Here is an 18144-nt window from a genome sequence, read left to right as displayed (position 1 = left end):
CCCGCCGGACATGCCGTCCCGGCCACCGGAGAGCTGGAGAAACCTGATGAAGACCCTGTTGATCGTCGCCGTCCTGCTGGTGATTCTCTGGAACCTTGGCGCCGGCCTGTACTACATGCTGGTCGACAAGGGCGGCAGCAAGCGTACGGTCAATGCCCTCACCCGGCGCATCGCCATCTCGATCGCCCTCATCCTGGGCGTGGTCATCGCCGCCTCGATGGGCTGGCTGGAATTCCACGGCGTGGGCGGCTGACCGGCCCCGCCGTTGCCACCCGGGCCCCGGGCCGGCCCGGGGTTCCGTGGCCGGCGTGCCCTCAGAGCACGTAGACGAACAGGAACAGGATCAGCCAGACCACGTCCACGAAGTGCCAGTACCAGGCGACCGCCTCGAAGCCGAAGTGGTCGTCGCTGTTGAAGTGACCGCGGTAGGAGCGCAGCCAGATCACCGCCAGCATGATCGTGCCCAGCGTGACATGCAGGCCGTGGAAGCCGGTCAGCATGTAGAAGGTCGAGCCGTAGATGCCCGAGCGCATGGTCAGGTTGAGCTCGGAGTACGCGTGGATGTACTCCTCGGCCTGGAAGAACAGGAACAAGCAGCCCAACAGCACCGTGGCGCCCAGCCACACCAGCAACCCGCGGCGGTTGGCGGCCTTCAGCGCGTGGTGCGCCAGGGTGATGGTCACGCCCGAGGTCAGCAGGATCAGGGTGTTGACCAGCGGCAGGCCCCAGGCCGGAATCGTCTGGTACGCGCCGCCGACCGCGCCCGGGCCGTTGCTCGGCCAGGCCGAGGTGAACGCGTCCCACAGCAGGGCGTTGGTCATCATGCCGTCGCCGGTGCCCCCCAGCCACGGCAGCGATAGCTGGCGGGCATAGAACAGCGCGCCGAAGAACGCGCCGAAGAACATCACCTCGGAGAAGATGAACCAGATCATCCCCATCCGGAACGAGACGTCGACCTGGCGGTTGTAGCGGCCGCGCACCGACTCGCGGATCACGTCGCCGAACCAGCCGAACAGCACGCCGACCATCAGCGCCAGGCCGAACAGGCAGACCACGCGCCCCCACGGCGTGTCGTTGAGCCAGCCACCGGCGCCGACGGCGGCGGTGAACAGCGCGATGGAACCGAAGAACGGCCAGCGGCTGCTCGGCGGCACGTAGTAGAGGCTGGCGTCTGGCGAATGCGTGGTGGCCATGGCGACTTCCGTTGCGTGTTGGGGCTCAGTGGGCAGCCAGTTGCTGCTGCTCGGTGAGCGCGTCGTTCTTGAAGAAGGTATACGACAGGGTCAGGGTCTTCACGCCCTCCGGCAGCGCCGGATCGACGATGAAGCGCACCGGCATGTCGCGGCTTTCGCCGGCATGCAGGGTCTGGGCGGTGAAGCAGAAGCATTCGGTCTTGCTGAAGTAACCCGACGCGCGTGCCGGCGCCACCGAGGGCACGGCACTGCCGACGATGGTGCGTCCGCTGTTGTTGTGGGCGAAGTAGGTGGTCTCGTACTGCTCGCCGGGACGCACCTTCATCGAGGCCTCGTTGGGGCGGAACTGCCAGGGCAGCTTGGAGTTCACCCCGCCATCGAACTCCACCGTGATCCAGCGGTCCTCCGCTGGCGCGGCGGTGCCGGCGGAGGCGGCGGTATTGTCGACGCGGATGCCCAGGACCTTCTCGCAGGCGATGCGGTACAGCGGCACCAGCGAGAAGGTGAAGGCGAACGCCAGCCCGGCGGCGACCAGCATCTTGGCCAGGCCGGCGGTCCGCCCGGGCGCCGGGCGCGGCGGCGGGCCGCCTTCCGGCCTGTCGGGACCCGGAGCCTGCGCGCTCATCGCCCGACCACCCCGCTCATGATGAAGCCGACGTAGATCAGCACCGCCAGCGCGGCGACCCACAGCGCGGTCCGTCGCGCCGCCTTGCGGCGGGCGGAGAGTTCCTGGTCGCGCGGGTCGTGGACGGGGGCCATGGGGTCAGTGGGTCACGTCGCCATGGGCCAGGTCGCCGTCGCGGATCACCGGCGGGGTGGTGAAGGTGTGGTGCGGTGCCGGGCTGGGCACGGTCCACTCCAGGCCGCGCGCGCCCTCCCACACCCGGTCGCCGGCCAGCGCGCCGGTCTTCTTCGAGCGCAGCAGGATGAAGGCCATCAGGAACGGGGTGATGAACATGCCGAAGGCGCCGATCGAGCTGACCAGGTTCCAGTCGGCGAACACCACGTTGTAGTCCGGGATCCGGCGCGGCATTCCGGCCAGGCCCAGGAAGTGCTGCGGGAAGAACACCAGGTTGACGAACACGATCGTCCACCAGAAATGGATCTTGCCCAGCGTCTCGTTGTACATCCGCCCGGTCCACTTCGGCCACCAGTAGTAGATGGCGGCGATGATCGCGAACAGCGCACCGGTCACCAGCACGTAGTGGAAGTGGGCCACCACGAAGTAGGTGTCGTGGTACTGGAAGTCGGCCGGGACGATGGCCAGCATCAGGCCCGAGAAGCCACCGATGGTGAACAGCAGCACGAACGCGAGCGCCCACAGCATCGGCGTCTCGAAGGTCAGCGAGCCGCGCCACATGGTGGTGATCCAGTTGAAGATCTTCACCCCCGTGGGGATCGAGATCAGCATCGTGGCGTACATGAAGTAGATCTCGCCGCCCAGTGGCATGCCGGCGGTGAACATGTGGTGCGCCCAGACGATGAAGCTCAGGAAGGCGATCGCCGCGGTGGCGTAGACCATCGCCTGGTAGCCGAACAGCGGCTTGCGGCTGAAGGTCGGGATGATCTCGCTGACGATGCCGAACGCCGGCAGGATCATGATGTAGACCTCGGGGTGCCCGAAGAACCAGAAGATGTGCTGGTACATCACCGGGTCACCGCCGCCGGCGGCGTTGAAGAAGCTGGTGGCGAAGAACTTGTCGGTCAGCAGCATGGTGACCGCGCCGGCCAGCACCGGCATCACCGCGATCAGCAGGAACGCGGTGATCAGCCAGGTCCAGGCGAAGATCGGCATCTTCAGCAGGTCCATGCCCGGCGCGCGCATGTTGAGCACGGTGGCGATGACGTTGATCGCGCCCATGATCGAGCTGATGCCCATCATGTGGATGGCGAAGATGCTGAAGGCGACGTTGGCGCCGCCCTGCAGCGACAGCGGCGGGTACATGGTCCAGCCCGCCGCCGGCGCCCCGCCCGGCAGGAACAGGGTCATCAGCAGCATCGCGAAGGCGAACGGCAGGATCCAGAACGACCAGTTGTTCATCCGCGGCAGCGCCATGTCCGGGGCGCCGATCTGCAGCGGGATCATCCAGTTGGCCAGGCCGACGAAGGCCGGCATGATCGCGCCGAAGATCATCACCAGCGCGTGCATCGCGGTCATCTGGTTGAAGAAGTGCGGAGTGACCGCCTGCAGGCCCGGGACCGCCAGCTCGGTGCGCAGCACGACCGAGAACGCCGCCCCGATGATCGCCATCAGGAACGCGAACCCCAGGTACAGGGTGCCGATGTCCTTGTGGTTGGTGGAGAACAGCCAGCGCTCGATGAAGCCCTGCTTGTGGCCGTGGACGTCGTGGTGGTCAGCGACGGGGGTCGTGGCAGCCATTGCCTACCTCTGCTTTCGTGTTCTGTGGTCGGACGGCGAGCGCGTGCTCAGCCTGCCGGAGGTGCCGGAACGGCGGTGGTGACGGCCAGCGGTGACGGATCGTTGTTGCCGGCCCGGCGGCGGGCCAGCCAGCGGTCGAACTCGTCCCTGGACACCGCATGCACGACGATCGGCATGAAGCCGTGGTCCTTGCCGCACAGCTCGGCGCACTGCCCACGGTAGATGCCCGGGGTGGAGATGTCCGCCCAGGCCTCGTTGACGATCCCCGGGACCGCGTCCTGCTTCCAGCCCAGCGCCGGCACCCACCAGGAATGGATGACGTCGTCGGCGGTGATCACGAAGCGGATCTTGGTGTCGACCGGCACCACCAGCGGGTTGTCGACTTCGAGCAGGTAGTGCGGGTCGGTCGCCGGGTCCGGGCGCGTGCCGGACTGGCGGATCTCGTCGCTGCGGCGGTCCATGCGGCTGACGAACTGCACGTCCTGGCCCAGGTACTCGTAGCCCCACATCCACTGGTAGCCGGTGACCTTGACGGTGAGCCCGGAATCGCGGGTGTCATACATCGCGACCAGCTTGCTGGTGGCGGGGACGGCCATGATCACCAGCAGGACCACCGGCACCACGGTCCAGAGGATCTCCAGCCGGGTGTTGTGGACGAAGCCGGTGTCGGGCACGGCGCCCCTGGACTTGCGGAACCTGAAGATCGCCACGCCCATGCCGGCGAACACCGCCACGCCGATCGCCACGCAGATCCACAGCGCGAGCATGTGGGCCTCGTAGGCATTGTTCGACAGGTGGGTCACGCCGCGCCCCATGTTGAGCTGCCAGCGGTGCGGATCCGCGCTCTGCGCCAGGGCCGCGACCGGCATCGCCAAGGCGGCGAGTCCCGCGATCCACTGCTTCAAACAACCGGCTTTCATCAGTCAGGGCCCCGAATTCAAATTGTTCTGCGACGTTGCAAACGGCTGGCCACCCGGCCGCCGCACGGCGTGCCGGGGTCGGCAGCGTCGATGTCGACCGCCGTCCCCTGCGGGGGTCGTTGCAACCGTCATGGCGACAACAAAGCGTTTGGATGGTAGCCCCAGCGCGCAACGCACAGCAAGCGTCCATTCATCTTCATTCGGCTATCCGCGCGGCCGCCGACACGCCCTGCACGGCGCGCTCCCGCGCTCTTGCGCATAAACCCGGCGGCGGCGGAAGGGCCGTAGGTACCCGCGGTTAACGCGCGCGCGCGTACCCTTTTGTGCCTATATTTTCTGGACTCGGTCGACGCAACGTCGGCCGTCCTTGTACGCAGGCCGCAATGAACCTCCATACCCCCACGTCCACCGCGCCGGGTGACCGCGCGCTGATCAGCCCTGAACTGCCCCCGGCCCCGTCCGCGCCCCGCGCCGCGATCACCGCCGGCTGGGTACGCGACGAGGCCGCCCACGTACGTACGCTGCTGGAACGCGCGCGCCTGCCGGAGGCGGACCGCGCCGCGATCCAGGCGGTGGCCGCCGACCTGGTGAGCCGGGTCCGCGGGCATGTCGCCAGCCAGGGCGCCATCGAGGCCTTCATGCGCCAGTACGACCTGGGCAGCGAGGAGGGCGTGCTGCTGATGTGCGTGGCCGAGGCGCTGCTGCGCATCCCCGACGCCGAAACCACCGACCAGCTCATCCGCGACAAGCTGGGCGAGGCCGACTGGAAGCGCCACATGGGCCAGTCGCATTCGCTGCTGGTCAATGCCTCGACCTGGGGCCTGATGCTGACCGGCGAGCTGGTCGACCTGGCCGACGGAACCAAGCGTGACGTGCACGGCGCATTCAAGCGCCTGGTCGGCCGGGTGGGCGAGCCGGTGATCCGCCTGGCGGTGCGCCAGGCCATGAAGATCATGGGCCACCAGTTCGTGATGGGCCGGACGATCGGCGAGGCGCTGGCACGCGGACGCAAGGGCATCAACGCCCGCTACCGCTATTCCTACGACATGCTCGGCGAGGCCGCCTTCACCGCCGCGGACGCCGCGCGTTACCTGCAGGCCTACCGCGACGCGATCCTCGCCATCGGCGCGCAGGGCGAGAAGGCCGCCGACATCTTCACCGCACCCTCGATCTCGGTGAAGCTTTCGGCGCTGCACCCGCGCTACGAGCACGCCAAGCGCGCCCGGGTGATGGCCGAGCTCGCTCCACGGGTGCTGGAACTCGCCCGGCTGGCGAAGGCAAACGGAATCGGCTTCACCATCGATGCCGAGGAGGCCGACCGGCTGGAGATCTCGCTGGACGTCTTCGCCGCGGTCTACCGCGACGCCTCGCTCGAGGGCTGGGAGGGGTGCGGCCTGGTGATCCAGGCCTACCAGAAGCGCGCGCCGGAGGTGATCGAGTACATCGCCGCCCTGGCCCGCGAAGGCGGGCGAAGGATCCCGGTCCGGCTGGTCAAGGGCGCGTACTGGGACACCGAGATCAAGCGCGCGCAGGTCGACGGCCATGCGGGCTTCCCGGTGTTCACCCGCAAGCCCAATACCGACGTGTCCTACCTGGCCTGCGCCCGCCTCATGCTGGAGCTGGACGATGCGCTCTACCCGCAGTTCGCCACCCACAACGCGCACACCATCGCCGCCGTCCACCACATGTCGAAGCTGGGCGGGCGCAAGGTCGACTTCGAGTTCCAGAAGCTGCACGGCATGGGCGATGACCTGTACGGCGAGGTGATCCCCGCCGACCGGCTCGGCGTGCCCTGCCGCGTGTATGCCCCGGTGGGCAGCCACGAGGACCTGCTGCCCTACCTGGTGCGCCGGCTGCTGGAGAACGGCGCCAACTCCAGCTTCGTCAACCGCATCAGCGACGAGTCGATCGCGATCGAGGACCTGGTCCGCGATCCGGTGCAGGTCGTCGAATCCTTCGATTCCATCCCCCACCCGCGGATCCCGCTGCCGGTCGACCTGTACCGCAGCCACGCCGATTCGCTGGGCAACTGCGACAGGAGCAACTCAATGGGCGTCAACCTCGCCAACGACGGGCAGCTGCGGACCCTGGCCACACAGGTCAACGCGGCGCTGCGCAACGACTGGTATGCGCATCCGTTGGTTCCCGGCGCCAATCCCGCCGGCGAGAAGCTGCCGGTGACCGATCCGGCCGACCTGCGACAGGTGGTCGGCTACTGGCTGCCCGCCGACAAGGCCACCGTCGAGAAGGCGCTGGACAACGCGGTCCGGGCACAGCCGGCCTGGGACAGCACCCCGGCGGCCAGCCGCGCGGCGATCCTGGAGCACGCCGCGGACCTGCTGGAGTCGCGCATGGCCGAGTTCATCGCCATGTGCACCCGCGACGCCGGCAAGACCATCATCGACGGCGTCGGCGAGGTCCGCGAGGCGGTCGACTTCCTGCGCTACTACGCCTGCCAGGCGCGTAGCATGTTCAACCCCGAGCCGCTGCCCGGCCCGACCGGCGAGAGCAACGTGCTGCAGCTGGCCGGCCGCGGCGTGTTCGTGTGCATCAGCCCGTGGAACTTCCCGCTGGCGATCTACATCGGCCAGGTGGCCGCGGCCCTGGCGGCCGGCAACAGCGTCATCGCCAAGCCGGCCGAGCAGACCAACATCGTCGGCTACTACGCCACCCGCCTGATGCACGAGGCCGGCGTGCCCGAGGACGTGCTGCAGTTCGTGCCCGGCGATGGCGCGGTGGTCGGCGCCGCGCTGACCTCGGACCGGCGCGTGGCCGGGGTGGCCTTCACCGGCTCCAACGACACCGCCAATGCCATCAACCGTGCGCTCGCAGCGCGCGAGGGCGCGATCGGCACCCTGATCGCCGAGACCGGTGGGCAGAACGCGCTGATCGCCGACTCCTCCGCCCTGCCCGAGCAGCTGGTGCGCGACGTGCTGGGTTCGGCATTCACCTCGGCCGGCCAGCGCTGCTCGGCCGCGCGCATCCTGTTCCTGCAGGACGACGTGGCCGACCACGTGCTGCGCATGCTGGCCGGGGCGATGGCCGAGCTGAAGGTCGGCGACCCCGGCCTGGTGTCGACCGACGTCGGCCCGGTGATCGACCGGGACGCGCTGGAGATGCTCGAGGAACACGCCGCGCGCATGGACCGCGAGGCCACGCTGGTGGCGAAGGCGGACATGGACCCGGAGTTCACCGGCCACGGCACCTTCTTCGCCCCGCGCGCCTACGAGATCGGCTCGATCGACGTGCTCGGCAAGGAAGTGTTCGGCCCGGTGCTGCACATCGTGCGCTGGAAGTCCGGCGAGCTGGACAAGGTGATCGACGCGGTGAACTCCACCGGCTACGGCCTGACCCTGGGCGTGCATACCCGGATCGATGCCACCGCCGCGAAGATCGCGGCCAAGGCCAAGGTCGGCAACTGCTACGTCAACCGCAACCAGATCGGCGCGGTGGTCGGCGTCCAGCCGTTCGGCGGCCAGGGGCTGTCAGGCACCGGACCGAAGGCCGGCGGACCCCACTACCTGCTGCGCTTCGTCACCGAGAAGACCATCACCATCAACACCACCGCCACTGGCGGCAACGCCTCGCTGCTGACGCTGGAGGACTGACCGGGCGCCGCGCCAACACGGCTTGGCTCCGCTGCAGGGCGGAACCGCAAAAAAGAACCCCGCCGGGAGGCGGGGTTCTTTTCTTGCGCGGGCTGTTCCGGTCAGAACTTGTAGTTGATCGAAGCCGCCAGGATGTCGCCGCCCACGTCGTAGCTGCCCGCGAGGCTGCTCATGGTGTCCTTCTGGACCAGGTCGATGGTCGGATCACTGGTGAACAGGTGCGTGTAGCCGATGTTGTATTCGATGTTCGGTGAAGGGGTCCAGCCAACGCCAAGCGAGAGCCACTTGCGCGTTACGTCCGGAACCCGCACGTCGCGGTGCGCAGCGGTTGTCGGGGTTTCGTCGTAGGCCAGGCCGCCACGCAGGGTAACGGTTTCGCTCATCCGGTACTCCGCGCCCAACGAGGCGAAGGTCGTGTCGCGATAGCCGAACTCCAGCGCGTTGTCCGCCTGCGGCGAGTCGAACTCGATCGTCACCTGGTCGAACGAGGGCTTCCAAGCGGTACGGGAAACGTCCCCCATCACCGTCCACTGGTCGCTGAGGTTATGGGTGAAGCTCAGGGTCGCCGACGCCGGTAGGGTCAGGCTGGCGCGACCCTGGGTATCGGTGAACCAGCCCGGTCGAGCCACCGCCAACACGGCCGCGGCGTTCGGGGGCACATCGAACCGTGCCTCGCCGCCGGTGATGTCGTGCTTGACCTTGGAGCGGTAGCTCAGGCCGATGTGGGTGTCCTCGGAAACGCTGAAGAGGCCGCCGACGGTGAAGCCCACTTCGTTGTTGTCACCCTTGATGTTGACCAGGCCGTCCGCGTTACCCGGTGCGAAACCCGGGACGCCGGAGCCGTAGAGCATGGTGCCGAAGTCGATCGCGTTGCTCAGTTCGATGGTCAGGTGCTCGACGAATACCGAGGCGCCGAACGACAGGTACGGGTTGACGTCGTAGGACGCCGACAGGCCCAGGTCGATCGCCTTCAGGTCGGTCTTGATGCCGTGGTAGCGACCGACCCAGTCATTGTCGTACTCGGTCTTGAAGCCGAACGGCGCGGTCAGCGACACACCCACGTGAGCCTGCTCGCCCATCGGCAGGTGGAGATAGGCGGCGGGCACCGGGGCGATCATGCCGGCGTCGCCGCCGTTGCCGCCACTGATCGGGGTCCCGCTGCCGGGGCCGGTCGGGCCGACGTGGCGACCGCTGCCCTCGAAATCGGCCGAGAAGCTGATCGCGCTGAGGTCGAACTGGAACTGGCGGCCGTCCAGCTGGCGCATTGCCGCCGGATTGGTGGCGACCACCGAGGCATCCCCGGGGGCGCTGATCGAACCGGCAAAGGCCTTGCCCAGCCCCTTGGCGCTGTTTTCCTTGAGCTGGAAGGCGGCACCGTGCGCCTGGCCGAACGCCAGCACGCCGGCGATGCCCACCGCGAGCGCCGTCAGCCGGGTGATCTGGTTTGCATGTTGCATGGGTGTAATCTCCAAGGAGTCCTGTGGTTGTCCAGCCATCCGGCCGAGCGAGCCGCGCACCGGGCAGTTCTCCGCCATACGGTGCCGTCCGCGACTATAGCAATTAACGGAGGTTTTACAGCCCCGCCGCGGCACGTGAGCCACATTCCGCACCCCTTCCTGACCATGTTCGTCACCCTCCCTGCTCGCCGCCCGCCTCCCTCGCGCTGGGCGACCCCGCTGCTGTTCGCCCTGCTGTGGGGGAGCTTCACCTGGATGCTGCTGGCCAGCGAGCAGCAGCAGCGCCAGTGGCTGCTGGAGTGGGGTGCGCTGTCGGGCGGGCTGACCAGCCCGGACGCCTGGCGGCAATCGCTCACCGATGGCTCGCTGCTGCGGTTGCTCTCCGCGCTGGGCCTGCATGCCGACTGGGCGCACCTGCTGGGCAACCTGGTGTTCCTGCTGATCTTCGGGCTGCCGGCCGAGCGCAGCATGGGCCCGTGGCGCCTGCTGCTGCTGTTCGGGCTGGGCGGCGCGGTGGCCAACCTCGCGGCGGTACTGGCGATCTCGACCCCCGACCGGCTGATCATCGGCGCCAGTGGCGCGGTGTCGTCCCTGATGGGGGCCTACCTGGCGCTGTTCCCGGGCGCGCGGCTCGGAGTCGTGGTCCCGCTGGGCCTGTTCCTGCAATTCGTGCGGGTGCCGGCGCCGCTGCTGATCGGCATCTGGGCACTGCTGCAGGTGGTGTTCACCTTCATCGGCCCTGCCTTCGGCGCGGTGGCCTGGTCGGCGCACCTGGCCGGCTTCGCCTTCGGCGGGGCGTTTGCGCTGGCGGCGCGGGCCGGGATCGCCCGGCGGTTGCGGCGCCAGCGCGGGTTCTGAGGACCGCAGGGCCGGCCGCGCTACAATCGCGGCCATGGCCGAGACGCTCTACAAGCTTACTTTCCTCAACGCCGGCAAGGTCTACGAGCTGTACGCGCGCAAGGTGGTATCCGGCGCGCTGTGGGGCTTCACCGAGGTCTCGGACCTGGTGTTCGACGTCCACGATGGCGTGGTGGTCGACCCTACCGAGGAACGCCTGCGCGACGAGTTCGGCAACACCCGGGTACTGCACCTGCCGATGCAGAGCATCGTGCGTGTCGAGGAGGTCGAGCGGAAGGGCAAGTCGGCGATCCGCGACGCCGCCAGCGGCGAGGTGGTCACCCCGTTCCCGCTGCCGGCCAGGCCGCGCTGAGCGTCAGCCAGCCCCGGCCCGCGCCTTGAGTTCCGCCAGCGCCTGGTCGATGTAGTCGTCGCCGGGCAGCACCTGGCCCGGCGTGCCGTCCTCTCCCTCCAGTCCTGCCAGGTGGCCCGGCAGCGTCGCTTCGCTGGTCACCCGGTAGCCGGGCTCCTGCGCGTCCCCGTCGGCATCGCCGTGGTGCAGGACCACCTGGGGCACGATGCCGGTGGCCTGGATCGAGGTCCCGGCGGGCGTGTAGTAACGGGCGGTAGTGAGCTTGACCGAATCGCCGTTGTCCAGTGGCAGCACGGTCTGTACCGACCCCTTGCCGAAGGTGCGGCTGCCGACCACGGTGGCCCGGTCGTTGTCGGCCAGCGCGCCGGCCAGCACCTCCGAGGCGCTGGCCGAGCCGGCGTCCACCAGGACCACCACCGGGGCGCCGTCGAGCTGGTCGCCCGGGGTCGCGCTGAAGCTGGCGTCGCTGATCGGGCTGCGGCCACGGGTGGTGACGATCACCCCGTCCTCGAGCAGCGCATCGGCGATCTGCACCGCCGAGGTGAGCAGGCCACCCGGATTGCTGCGGACGTCGACCACCAGCCCGCGCAGGTTGCCGCCGGCCTCGTCCTGCAACCGGCGCAGCTGGCGTTCGAAGTCCGCCGCGGTATCGGTCTGGAACGCGCTGACGCGGACATAGCCGTACCCGGGCTCGAGCATCCGGCTGCGCACGCTGGCGATCCGGATCACCTCGCGCTCCAGGGTGAGCTCGAGCGGCTCGTCCTCGCCTTCGCGCAGCACCGTCAGCTCCACCGTGGTGCCCGGCGCCCCCCGCAGCGGCGCGGCTTCCTCGGTGCTGGTCGGAGTCAGCGGGACGCCATCGACAGCGACGATCAGGTCGCCGGCCAGTATCCCGGCACGCGCCGCGGGGGTGTCGTCGAACGGCGCGATCACCCGCAGGGTGCCATCGGGCAGGCGCAGGATCTCCACCCCGAGCCCGCCGTAGTTGCCCCGGGTCTGTTCGTCGAAGCTGTCGGCGGCATCGCCGGCGAGGTAGGCACTGTGCGGGTCCAGGTCCAGCAGCAGCCCGCGCACCGCCGATTGCATCAGCTCGCGGTCGTCGACCGGCTCGACGTAGGCCTGCCTGACCGCGTTGTAGACGGCCACGAAGCGGCGGATCTCATCCACCGGCACGGTGGAGTCATCGGCCTGCCCGGGGTCGTCCGCCGGCACCTGTTCGTGCGCCGGATCCGGGTCCTGCACCGACGCCGGCTCCTGGGCCGCGGCCAGTGGCATGGCGGCGGCGGTGGCGAACGCCAAGGCGTACAGCGGGAAGAGCGGTCGACGCATGCGATCCTCGATCTGGCTCGCCGCGGGGCGGCGGTGGCCTGATTATGCGGACCGGGGCCCGGCGGGGACAGCGCCCTGCCCGCCCGGGTTCAGCGACCCAGCCAGCCGCGCGGGTCCACCGGCTGGCCGCCGCGGCGCAGCTCGAAGTACAGCGCGGGCTGGCCGTGGCCGCCGGAGCTGCCGACGGTGGCGACCGCATCGCCGGCCGAGACGCGTTCTCCGGCCTCGCGCAGCAGGGCTTCGTTGTGCGCGTAAAGGCTCATGTTGCCGTCGCCGTGGTCGATGATCAGGATCAGCCCGAAACCGCTCATCCATTCGGCGTAGACCACCATGCCGGCGCGGGCGGCGCGCACCGTGGAACCCGCCGGTGCGCCGACCAGCAGGCCCTGGCTCTTGCGCCCGTCGGGCATGGTCGCGCCGTAGCCGGCGAGCAGCCGGCCGTCGACCGGCCAGCCGGCGCCGCCGACCTCGGGACCGGCCGCCGGCGCGGGCCGCGGAGCAGTGGTCGCGGGCGTCCCGGCTTCGCGGGCGGCGCGCTCGGCTTCCCGCGCGGCGGCGGCGGCGGCGGCGCGACGCTCCGCCTCGGCCTTCGCCGCGGCCTCGCGCAACCGCGCCAGCAGGTCCTCCAGTGCCTTGGCATCGCGCCCCAGGGCTTTCTCGCGTGCCTGGCGGTCCTTGAACTGCGCCTCCAGCCCGGCGACCAGCGCCTGGCGTTCGCTGCGCTCGGCATCGAGCGCCACGATCCGCGCATCCAGTTCCGCTTGCGAGGCTTCCAGCGCGTCCCGCCGCCGGGCGATCTCCGCCTCCAGCCGGTCCAGTTCGGCCAGCTCCCCGGCAAGGACACGGATGCGCTCGACCCGGTCACGCTGCAGGTAGCCGTGGTAGGCCAGCAGGCGGTTGGCATCGGCGACCCGGTCCTGGGCCAGCAACAGCTTCAGAGGGGCTGCCCCGCCCTGTGCCTGGGCAGCGCGCAACAGCCCGGCGAGCTCCCCGCGCCGGTCGGCCAGCGAGTCCGCCAGTGCCGTCCGCTCGGATTGCAGGCGCTGCAGCCCGGCCTCGGCTTCGGCGATGCCGGCCTGGACCTCACGCAATTGCCGGGCGGCCCGGGCCACCCGCTCATCGGCCGTGCGCAGCTCGCGCGCCTCGGCGCTGCGGCGCCCCTCGACCTCGCGCCGTTCGGCGGCCACCGACTTGAGCTCCTTGCGGACCTGCTGCAAGCGTTCGCGCGTGCCCGCCGCATCCTGTGCGGCTGCCGGCGCAGCCGCGGTCCCGGCGAGCACCAGCGCCAGCAGGCAGGCGGCACTCGCGCGGGCACGGTGCATCAGGCGGCCGGTCCGTCCACCAGCAGGCTGTGCCCGGTCATTTCCACCGGCTGCTGCACGCCGAGCAGGTCGAGGATGGTCGGGGCCACGTCGCGCAGGGATCCGCCCGCGCGCAGCCGCGCCGGACGGACCCCGGCGTAGACGAACGGCACCGGGCCCACGGTGTGCGAGGTGTGCGGCTGGCCGGTGGCCTGGTCGCGCATCAACTCCACGTTGCCGTGGTCGGCGGTGACCAGCAGCGCACCGCCGGCGCGACGCACCGCATCGGCCACCGCGCCGATCGCCACGTCGACCGCCTCGACGGCCTGGATCGCCGCCGCCAGGCTGCCGCTGTGGCCGACCATGTCGGGGTTGGCGATATTGCAGATACAGACGTCGAACCCGCCCGAGTCGATCGCGGCCACCAGCTTGGCGGTGACTTCCGGGCAGCTCATTTCCGGCTGCAGGTCGTAGGTCGCGACATTCGGGCTGGGCACCAGGATCCGGGTCTCGCCCGGATACGCGTCCTCGCGGCCGCCACTGAAGAAGAAGGTGACGTGGGCGTACTTCTCGGTCTCGGCGATGCGCAGCTGGCGCAGACCACGGTCGGCGAGCACCTGGCCCAGGGTGTTGCGCAGGTCGTCCGGGCCGAAGGCCACCGGCGCGGGAAGGCGCGCGTCGTACTCGGTCAGGCAGACGAAGTGCGACAGTGCCGGGCGGGGTGCCTGGAAGCCGTCGAAGTCCGGGGCGGTGAAGGCGGCGGTGAGCTGGCGCGCACGGTCGGCGCGGAAATTCATGAACACGACCGCGTCGCCGTCGCGCACCGGCGCACCACCGCCGATCACGGTCGCTTCGACGAACTCGTCGTTCTCGCCACGCGCGTAGGCCGCCTCCAGGGCGGCGGCGGCGGTGTCGGCGACGTGCACCCCGCTGCCCTCCACGATCACGTCCCAGGCCTTGCGCACCCGCTCCCAGCGGTGGTCGCGGTCCATCGCGTAGTAGCGTCCGGTGACCGTGGCGATGCGGGCATTGCCGGCGGCCACGCAGGCCTGCTGCAGGCGCTGCAGGCTCGGGCCGGCCGAACGTGGCGGCATGTCGCGGCCATCCAGGAAGGCGTGGACGGCGACCCGCGGCACGCCTTCGCGGCGCGCCATCTCCACCATCGCCAGCAGGTGGTCCTCATGGCTGTGCACGCCGCCGGGCGACAGCAGGCCCATCAGGTGCAGCGTGCCGCCGGTCGCGCGCGCCGCGGCGCAGGCCGCACGCAGCTCCGGGTTGGCGAAGAAGCTGCCGTCCCCGATCGCCGCGTCGATCCGGGTCAGGTCCTGATGGACGATGCGCCCGGCCCCCAGGTTCATGTGGCCGACCTCGGAATTGCCCATCTGCCCGTCCGGCAGGCCGACATGGCGGCCTTCGGTGTGGATCAGCGTGTGCGGGGCACCGGCCAGCAGGGCATCCCAGTGGGGGGTATGCGCCTGGGCCAAGGCGTTGTCGACCGGATCCTCGCGGTGGCCCCACCCGTCGAGGATCATCAGCACGACCGGGCGGAGGGCGGGACTATGGCTTTCGTTGGGGTTGGCGGACACGGCGCTCATCGGTGATTCTGGCACCGGGGATTGTATCGGAGCGGCCGTCCGCGCCGCGCCGGCCACCACGCTCCCGCCTTTCCCGGGAGCCCCCGCCTGCATCCAACCGGAGTACCGACCATGAAGACCCGGCCCCACCTGCTCACCGCCGCACTGTCGGCCACCCTCTTCCTCGCCGCTCCCGTTTCCGCCCAGGACGTCAGCAAGGTGATGGGCACGATCGAGGTCGAGGCCAACCAGACCGCCGGCGAACTGGACACCGTGAACGGCCGCGTCAGCATCGGCGCCGGCGCCGCCACCGGCGATGTCGCCACCGTGAACGGCCGCATCGAGGCCGGCGACGGCGCGCGCACCGGCTCGATGGAAACGGTCAACGGCCGGATCGAGCTGGGGCACGATGTCCAGGCCGGCTCGCTGGAAACCGTCAACGGCCGGATCCGCACCGGCGAGCGCGCGCGGATCGGAGGCGATGTCGAAACCGTCAACGGCGGCATCTTCATCGATCGCGGCAGCCGGGTCGACGGCGACGTGGAGTCGGTCAACGGCGCGGTCGGCCTGGTCGCCACCGAGGTCACCGGCGACATCGAGATGGTCCACGCCGACCTGACCGTCGGGGTCGGCTCGCACGTCCACGGGACGGTGCGCTACCACAAGCCGAAATCCGGCTTTTCGTTCGGCAAGCGGCGCGTGCCGCGCGTGGTCATCGGGCCCGGCGCCCGGGTCGACGGCGCGCTGGTGTTCGAGCACGAGGTGGAACTCCACGTGCATGAGACCGCGGCGATCGGCCCCGTCACCGGCGCCACCGCGCAGCGCTACAGCGGCGATCGCGCCCCCGGAACGGACTGAGCGGCCGCCGGTGTCCGCCCGGGCGGGCACCGACGACGCTGGTAGCATCGGGGGTTGTCCTCTGGGGAGACTTCCGATGTCCCGCATCACCCTGCTGTCGGCGGTGCCGGTGCTTGCCGCCGCCCTCGCCCTGTCCGCCTGCGACCGCGCAGCCGAGCCACCCGCCGCCTCGGACGCGCCTGGCGCCGCTACCGCCGATGCGGCCGGTACCGCCATGCCGGGCGCGCACGACTACGCCCCGGCGATCACCGAAGCCGACTTCGCCCACCGGGTGCAGGTACTGGCCTCCGACGACTTCCAGGGACGCGCCCCCGGCGGGGTCGGCGAGGAGAAGACCGTCGAATGGCTGGCGGCCGAATTCGAGCGCATGGGCCTGGAGCCAGGCAACGGTGACAGCTGGTTCCAGGACGTGCCGATGGTCGAGACCACCGCCGACGAGGCCTCGGTGGAGATGACCCTGGACGTGGATGGCGAGGAACGCCGGATGGCCTTCGGCCAGGACATGGTCATCGGCACCCGCACCGGCGAGGCGCGGGTGGAGATCGACGACAGCCAGCTGGTGTTCGTCGGCTACGGCGTGAACGCCCCCGAGCTGGGCTGGAACGACTACGAAGGCGTCGACGTGAAGGGCAAGACGGTGGTGATGTTCGTCAACGACCCCGGTTTCCACGTCGACGACGAGGCGCTGTTCGAAGGCCAGCGGATGACCTACTACGGCCGCTGGACCTACAAGTTCGAAGAAGCCGCCAGGCAGGGCGCCGCCGCGGCATTGATCATCCATGACACCGCCGGTGCGTCCTATGGCTGGGACGTGGTGAAGAACTCCTGGTCCGGCCCGCAGTTCGACCTGCCCGCCGATCACGATCCCGAGCCGCGCCTCCCCGCGCAGGGCTGGCTGAGCGCGGACGCCGCGCGCGACGTGCTGGGCACGCTGGGCCATGACCTCGACGGGCTGTACCAGGCTGCCAACCAGCCCGGCTTCAAGGCGATCGAGCTGGACGCGAGCATGTCCCTGGACCTGTCGAGTACCAGCACCAGCGGCAGTTCGCGCAACGTCATCGCCCGCCTTCCCGGCACCAGCCGCGCCGATGAGGCGGTCGTCTACATGGGCCACTGGGACCACCTGGGCGTCCACGACAACGGCGACATCTACAACGGCGCCATCGACAACGCGACCGGCGTCGCCGGGATCATGGAGATCGCCGAGGCCTTCGCCTCCCGCGGGCAGCGCCCCGAACGCTCGCTGGTGTTCCTGGCCGTCACCCTGGAGGAATCGGGCCTGCTGGGCTCCAAGTACTACGTCGCCCAGCCGGCGGTCGCGCTGGAGGACACCGTGGCGGTGATCAACCTCGACGCCATGCCGGTCATCGGCCGGTCCAGCGACATGACCGTCGTCGGCCTGGGCAACTCCGAGCTCGAGGACGTACTGGAAGAAGTGCTTCGCGGCCAGGACCGCACCGTCAGTGCCGAGGCGACCCCGCAGGACGGTTTCTTCTTCCGCTCCGACCACTTCAACTTCGCCAAGGCCGGCGTACCCGCGCTGTATGCCAAGGGCGGCGACAACCTGCGCGAGGGTGGGCTGGAAGCGGGTGCCGCGGCGCAGCGCGACTACCGCGACGTGCGCTACCACCAGCCGGCCGATACCTTCGATCCGTCCTGGGACATGACCGGGGTCATCGAGGACCTGCAGGCACTGTACCAGGTCGGCGAAGTGCTGGCCGACGGCGACCAGTGGCCGAACTGGCGCGAAGGCAACCCGTTCCGCGCGAACCGTGACCGCATGTTGGAGTCGCGCGCCGACTGATCGCGGACTTTCCAGACCGACTCCCGGCTTTCGCCGGGGCATACCGGAGGCCGGGCCCCAAAGGGTCCGGCCTCCGGCATTTCCGGGGTCCGGTCGCGCGCCGGGAAGAAGCCCCGCGCGGTCGCGCGAACCCGGGCTCGGCTACGCTCGGCCTTCCCGTCAGTAAGGAGCTGATCGATGAACTACGCCACCGCGTACTGGTGTGTACTGGCTGCCGCAGTCCTGCCCTACGTCTGGACGGTCATTGCCAAGGGCAGCGGCAAGCGTTTCGACAACAAGGACCCGCGGGGCTGGCTGCAACGCCAGGACAACCCGCGTACCGCCCGCGCCAACGCCGCCCAGCTCAATGCCTTCGAGGCGTTCCCGGCCTTCGCCGCATCGGTGCTGATGGCACAGCTGGCCGGGGTCGATCCGGGTCGGGCAGCCCTGCTGGCGCTGGTCTTCGTCGCCCTGCGGATCCTGCACGGGATCTTCTACGTCGTCGACCTGGACAAGCTGCGCAGCTTGGTC

The 18144-nt window shown here is 69.8% G+C and carries 15 protein-coding genes and 1 pseudogene; 7 read left to right on the top strand and 9 right to left on the bottom strand.

The window, feature by feature from the left end; translation table 11 throughout:
* Positions 1–46 precede the first annotated feature (46 nt).
* Entirely contained in the window at positions 47–253 is a 207-nt protein-coding gene (locus LY625_RS12530; RefSeq protein WP_233740646.1) for a twin transmembrane helix small protein, read from the top strand.
* A 61-nt stretch (positions 254–314) separates the two neighbouring features.
* Here the strand turns inward: LY625_RS12530 and LY625_RS12525 are convergent, their stop codons facing one another.
* From LY625_RS12525 to coxB, 5 genes are all read right to left on the bottom strand, one after another.
* On the bottom strand, positions 315–1193 hold the full coding sequence (locus LY625_RS12525) for a cytochrome c oxidase subunit 3 (protein ID WP_233740645.1): 879 nt from the start codon (positions 1191–1193) through the stop codon (positions 315–317).
* A 25-nt stretch (positions 1194–1218) separates the two neighbouring features.
* A complete protein-coding gene (locus LY625_RS12520; RefSeq protein WP_233740676.1) occupies positions 1219–1731 on the bottom strand; it encodes a cytochrome c oxidase assembly protein in 513 nt (170 codons plus the stop codon).
* A gap of 83 nt (positions 1732–1814) precedes the next feature.
* Positions 1815–1952 carry a hypothetical protein gene (locus tag LY625_RS12515; RefSeq protein ID WP_233740644.1) on the bottom strand — a complete coding sequence of 46 codons (138 nt, stop codon included), beginning with the start codon at positions 1950–1952 and terminating at the stop codon, positions 1815–1817.
* Positions 1953–1956: 4 nt separating this feature from the next.
* On the bottom strand, positions 1957–3573 hold the full coding sequence (gene ctaD, locus LY625_RS12510; RefSeq protein ID WP_233740643.1) for a cytochrome c oxidase subunit I: 1617 nt from the start codon (positions 3571–3573) through the stop codon (positions 1957–1959).
* 47 nt (positions 3574–3620) lie between these two features.
* Entirely contained in the window at positions 3621–4493 is an 873-nt protein-coding gene (gene coxB, locus LY625_RS12505; protein ID WP_233740642.1) for a cytochrome c oxidase subunit II, read from the bottom strand.
* Between the two features lie 383 nt (positions 4494–4876).
* Here coxB and putA point away from each other — a divergent pair, with 383 nt between their 5' ends.
* Positions 4877–8101, top strand: coding sequence for a bifunctional proline dehydrogenase/L-glutamate gamma-semialdehyde dehydrogenase PutA (putA, locus tag LY625_RS12500; protein ID WP_233740641.1), 3225 nt, complete (start codon positions 4877–4879; stop codon positions 8099–8101).
* Between the two features lie 101 nt (positions 8102–8202).
* Here putA and LY625_RS12495 read toward each other — a convergent pair whose 3' ends face one another.
* Entirely contained in the window at positions 8203–9558 is a 1356-nt protein-coding gene (locus tag LY625_RS12495; RefSeq protein WP_233740640.1) for an outer membrane protein transport protein, read from the bottom strand.
* 165 nt (positions 9559–9723) lie between these two features.
* Between LY625_RS12495 and LY625_RS12490 the strand changes: the two genes are divergently transcribed.
* Positions 9724–10416: a rhomboid family intramembrane serine protease gene (locus LY625_RS12490; protein WP_233740675.1), complete on the top strand. Its 693-nt coding sequence runs from the start codon at positions 9724–9726 to the stop codon at positions 10414–10416.
* A gap of 34 nt (positions 10417–10450) precedes the next feature.
* Entirely contained in the window at positions 10451–10768 is a 318-nt protein-coding gene (locus LY625_RS12485; RefSeq protein ID WP_233740639.1) for a DUF1820 family protein, read from the top strand.
* Positions 10769–10792: 24 nt separating this feature from the next.
* Here the strand turns inward: LY625_RS12485 and LY625_RS12480 are convergent.
* From LY625_RS12480 to gpmI, 3 genes and pseudogenes are all read right to left on the bottom strand, one after another.
* Positions 10793–12097, bottom strand: a pseudogene (locus LY625_RS12480) (S41 family peptidase); the annotation flags it as partial.
* A gap of 89 nt (positions 12098–12186) precedes the next feature.
* Entirely contained in the window at positions 12187–13419 is a 1233-nt protein-coding gene (locus tag LY625_RS12475; RefSeq protein ID WP_233740638.1) for a peptidoglycan DD-metalloendopeptidase family protein, read from the bottom strand.
* Entirely contained in the window at positions 13419–14993 is a 1575-nt protein-coding gene (gene gpmI / locus LY625_RS12470; RefSeq protein WP_233740637.1) for a 2,3-bisphosphoglycerate-independent phosphoglycerate mutase, read from the bottom strand. Before gpmI ends, LY625_RS12475 begins: the two co-directional genes overlap by 1 nt.
* Before the next feature lie 201 nt (positions 14994–15194).
* Between gpmI and LY625_RS12465 the strand changes: the two genes are divergently transcribed.
* From LY625_RS12465 to LY625_RS12455, 3 genes are all read left to right on the top strand, one after another.
* Positions 15195–15830, top strand: a complete 636-nt coding sequence (locus LY625_RS12465) for a polymer-forming cytoskeletal protein (protein ID WP_233740674.1) — start codon at positions 15195–15197, stop codon at positions 15828–15830.
* Between the two features lie 76 nt (positions 15831–15906).
* Positions 15907–17634, top strand: coding sequence for a M28 family metallopeptidase (locus LY625_RS12460; protein WP_233740636.1), 1728 nt, complete (start codon positions 15907–15909; stop codon positions 17632–17634).
* Positions 17635–17811: 177 nt separating this feature from the next.
* Positions 17812–18144: MAPEG family protein (locus tag LY625_RS12455; RefSeq protein ID WP_233740635.1), on the top strand; the 333-nt coding region annotated here is incomplete at its 3' end.

Source organism: Lysobacter sp. GX 14042, assembly GCF_021390425.1.
Taxonomy (GTDB): Bacteria; Pseudomonadota; Gammaproteobacteria; order Xanthomonadales; family Xanthomonadaceae; genus Novilysobacter.
Note: the sequence above shows the minus strand (reverse complement) of the source record. Positions and strands in the feature narration are given on the sequence as shown.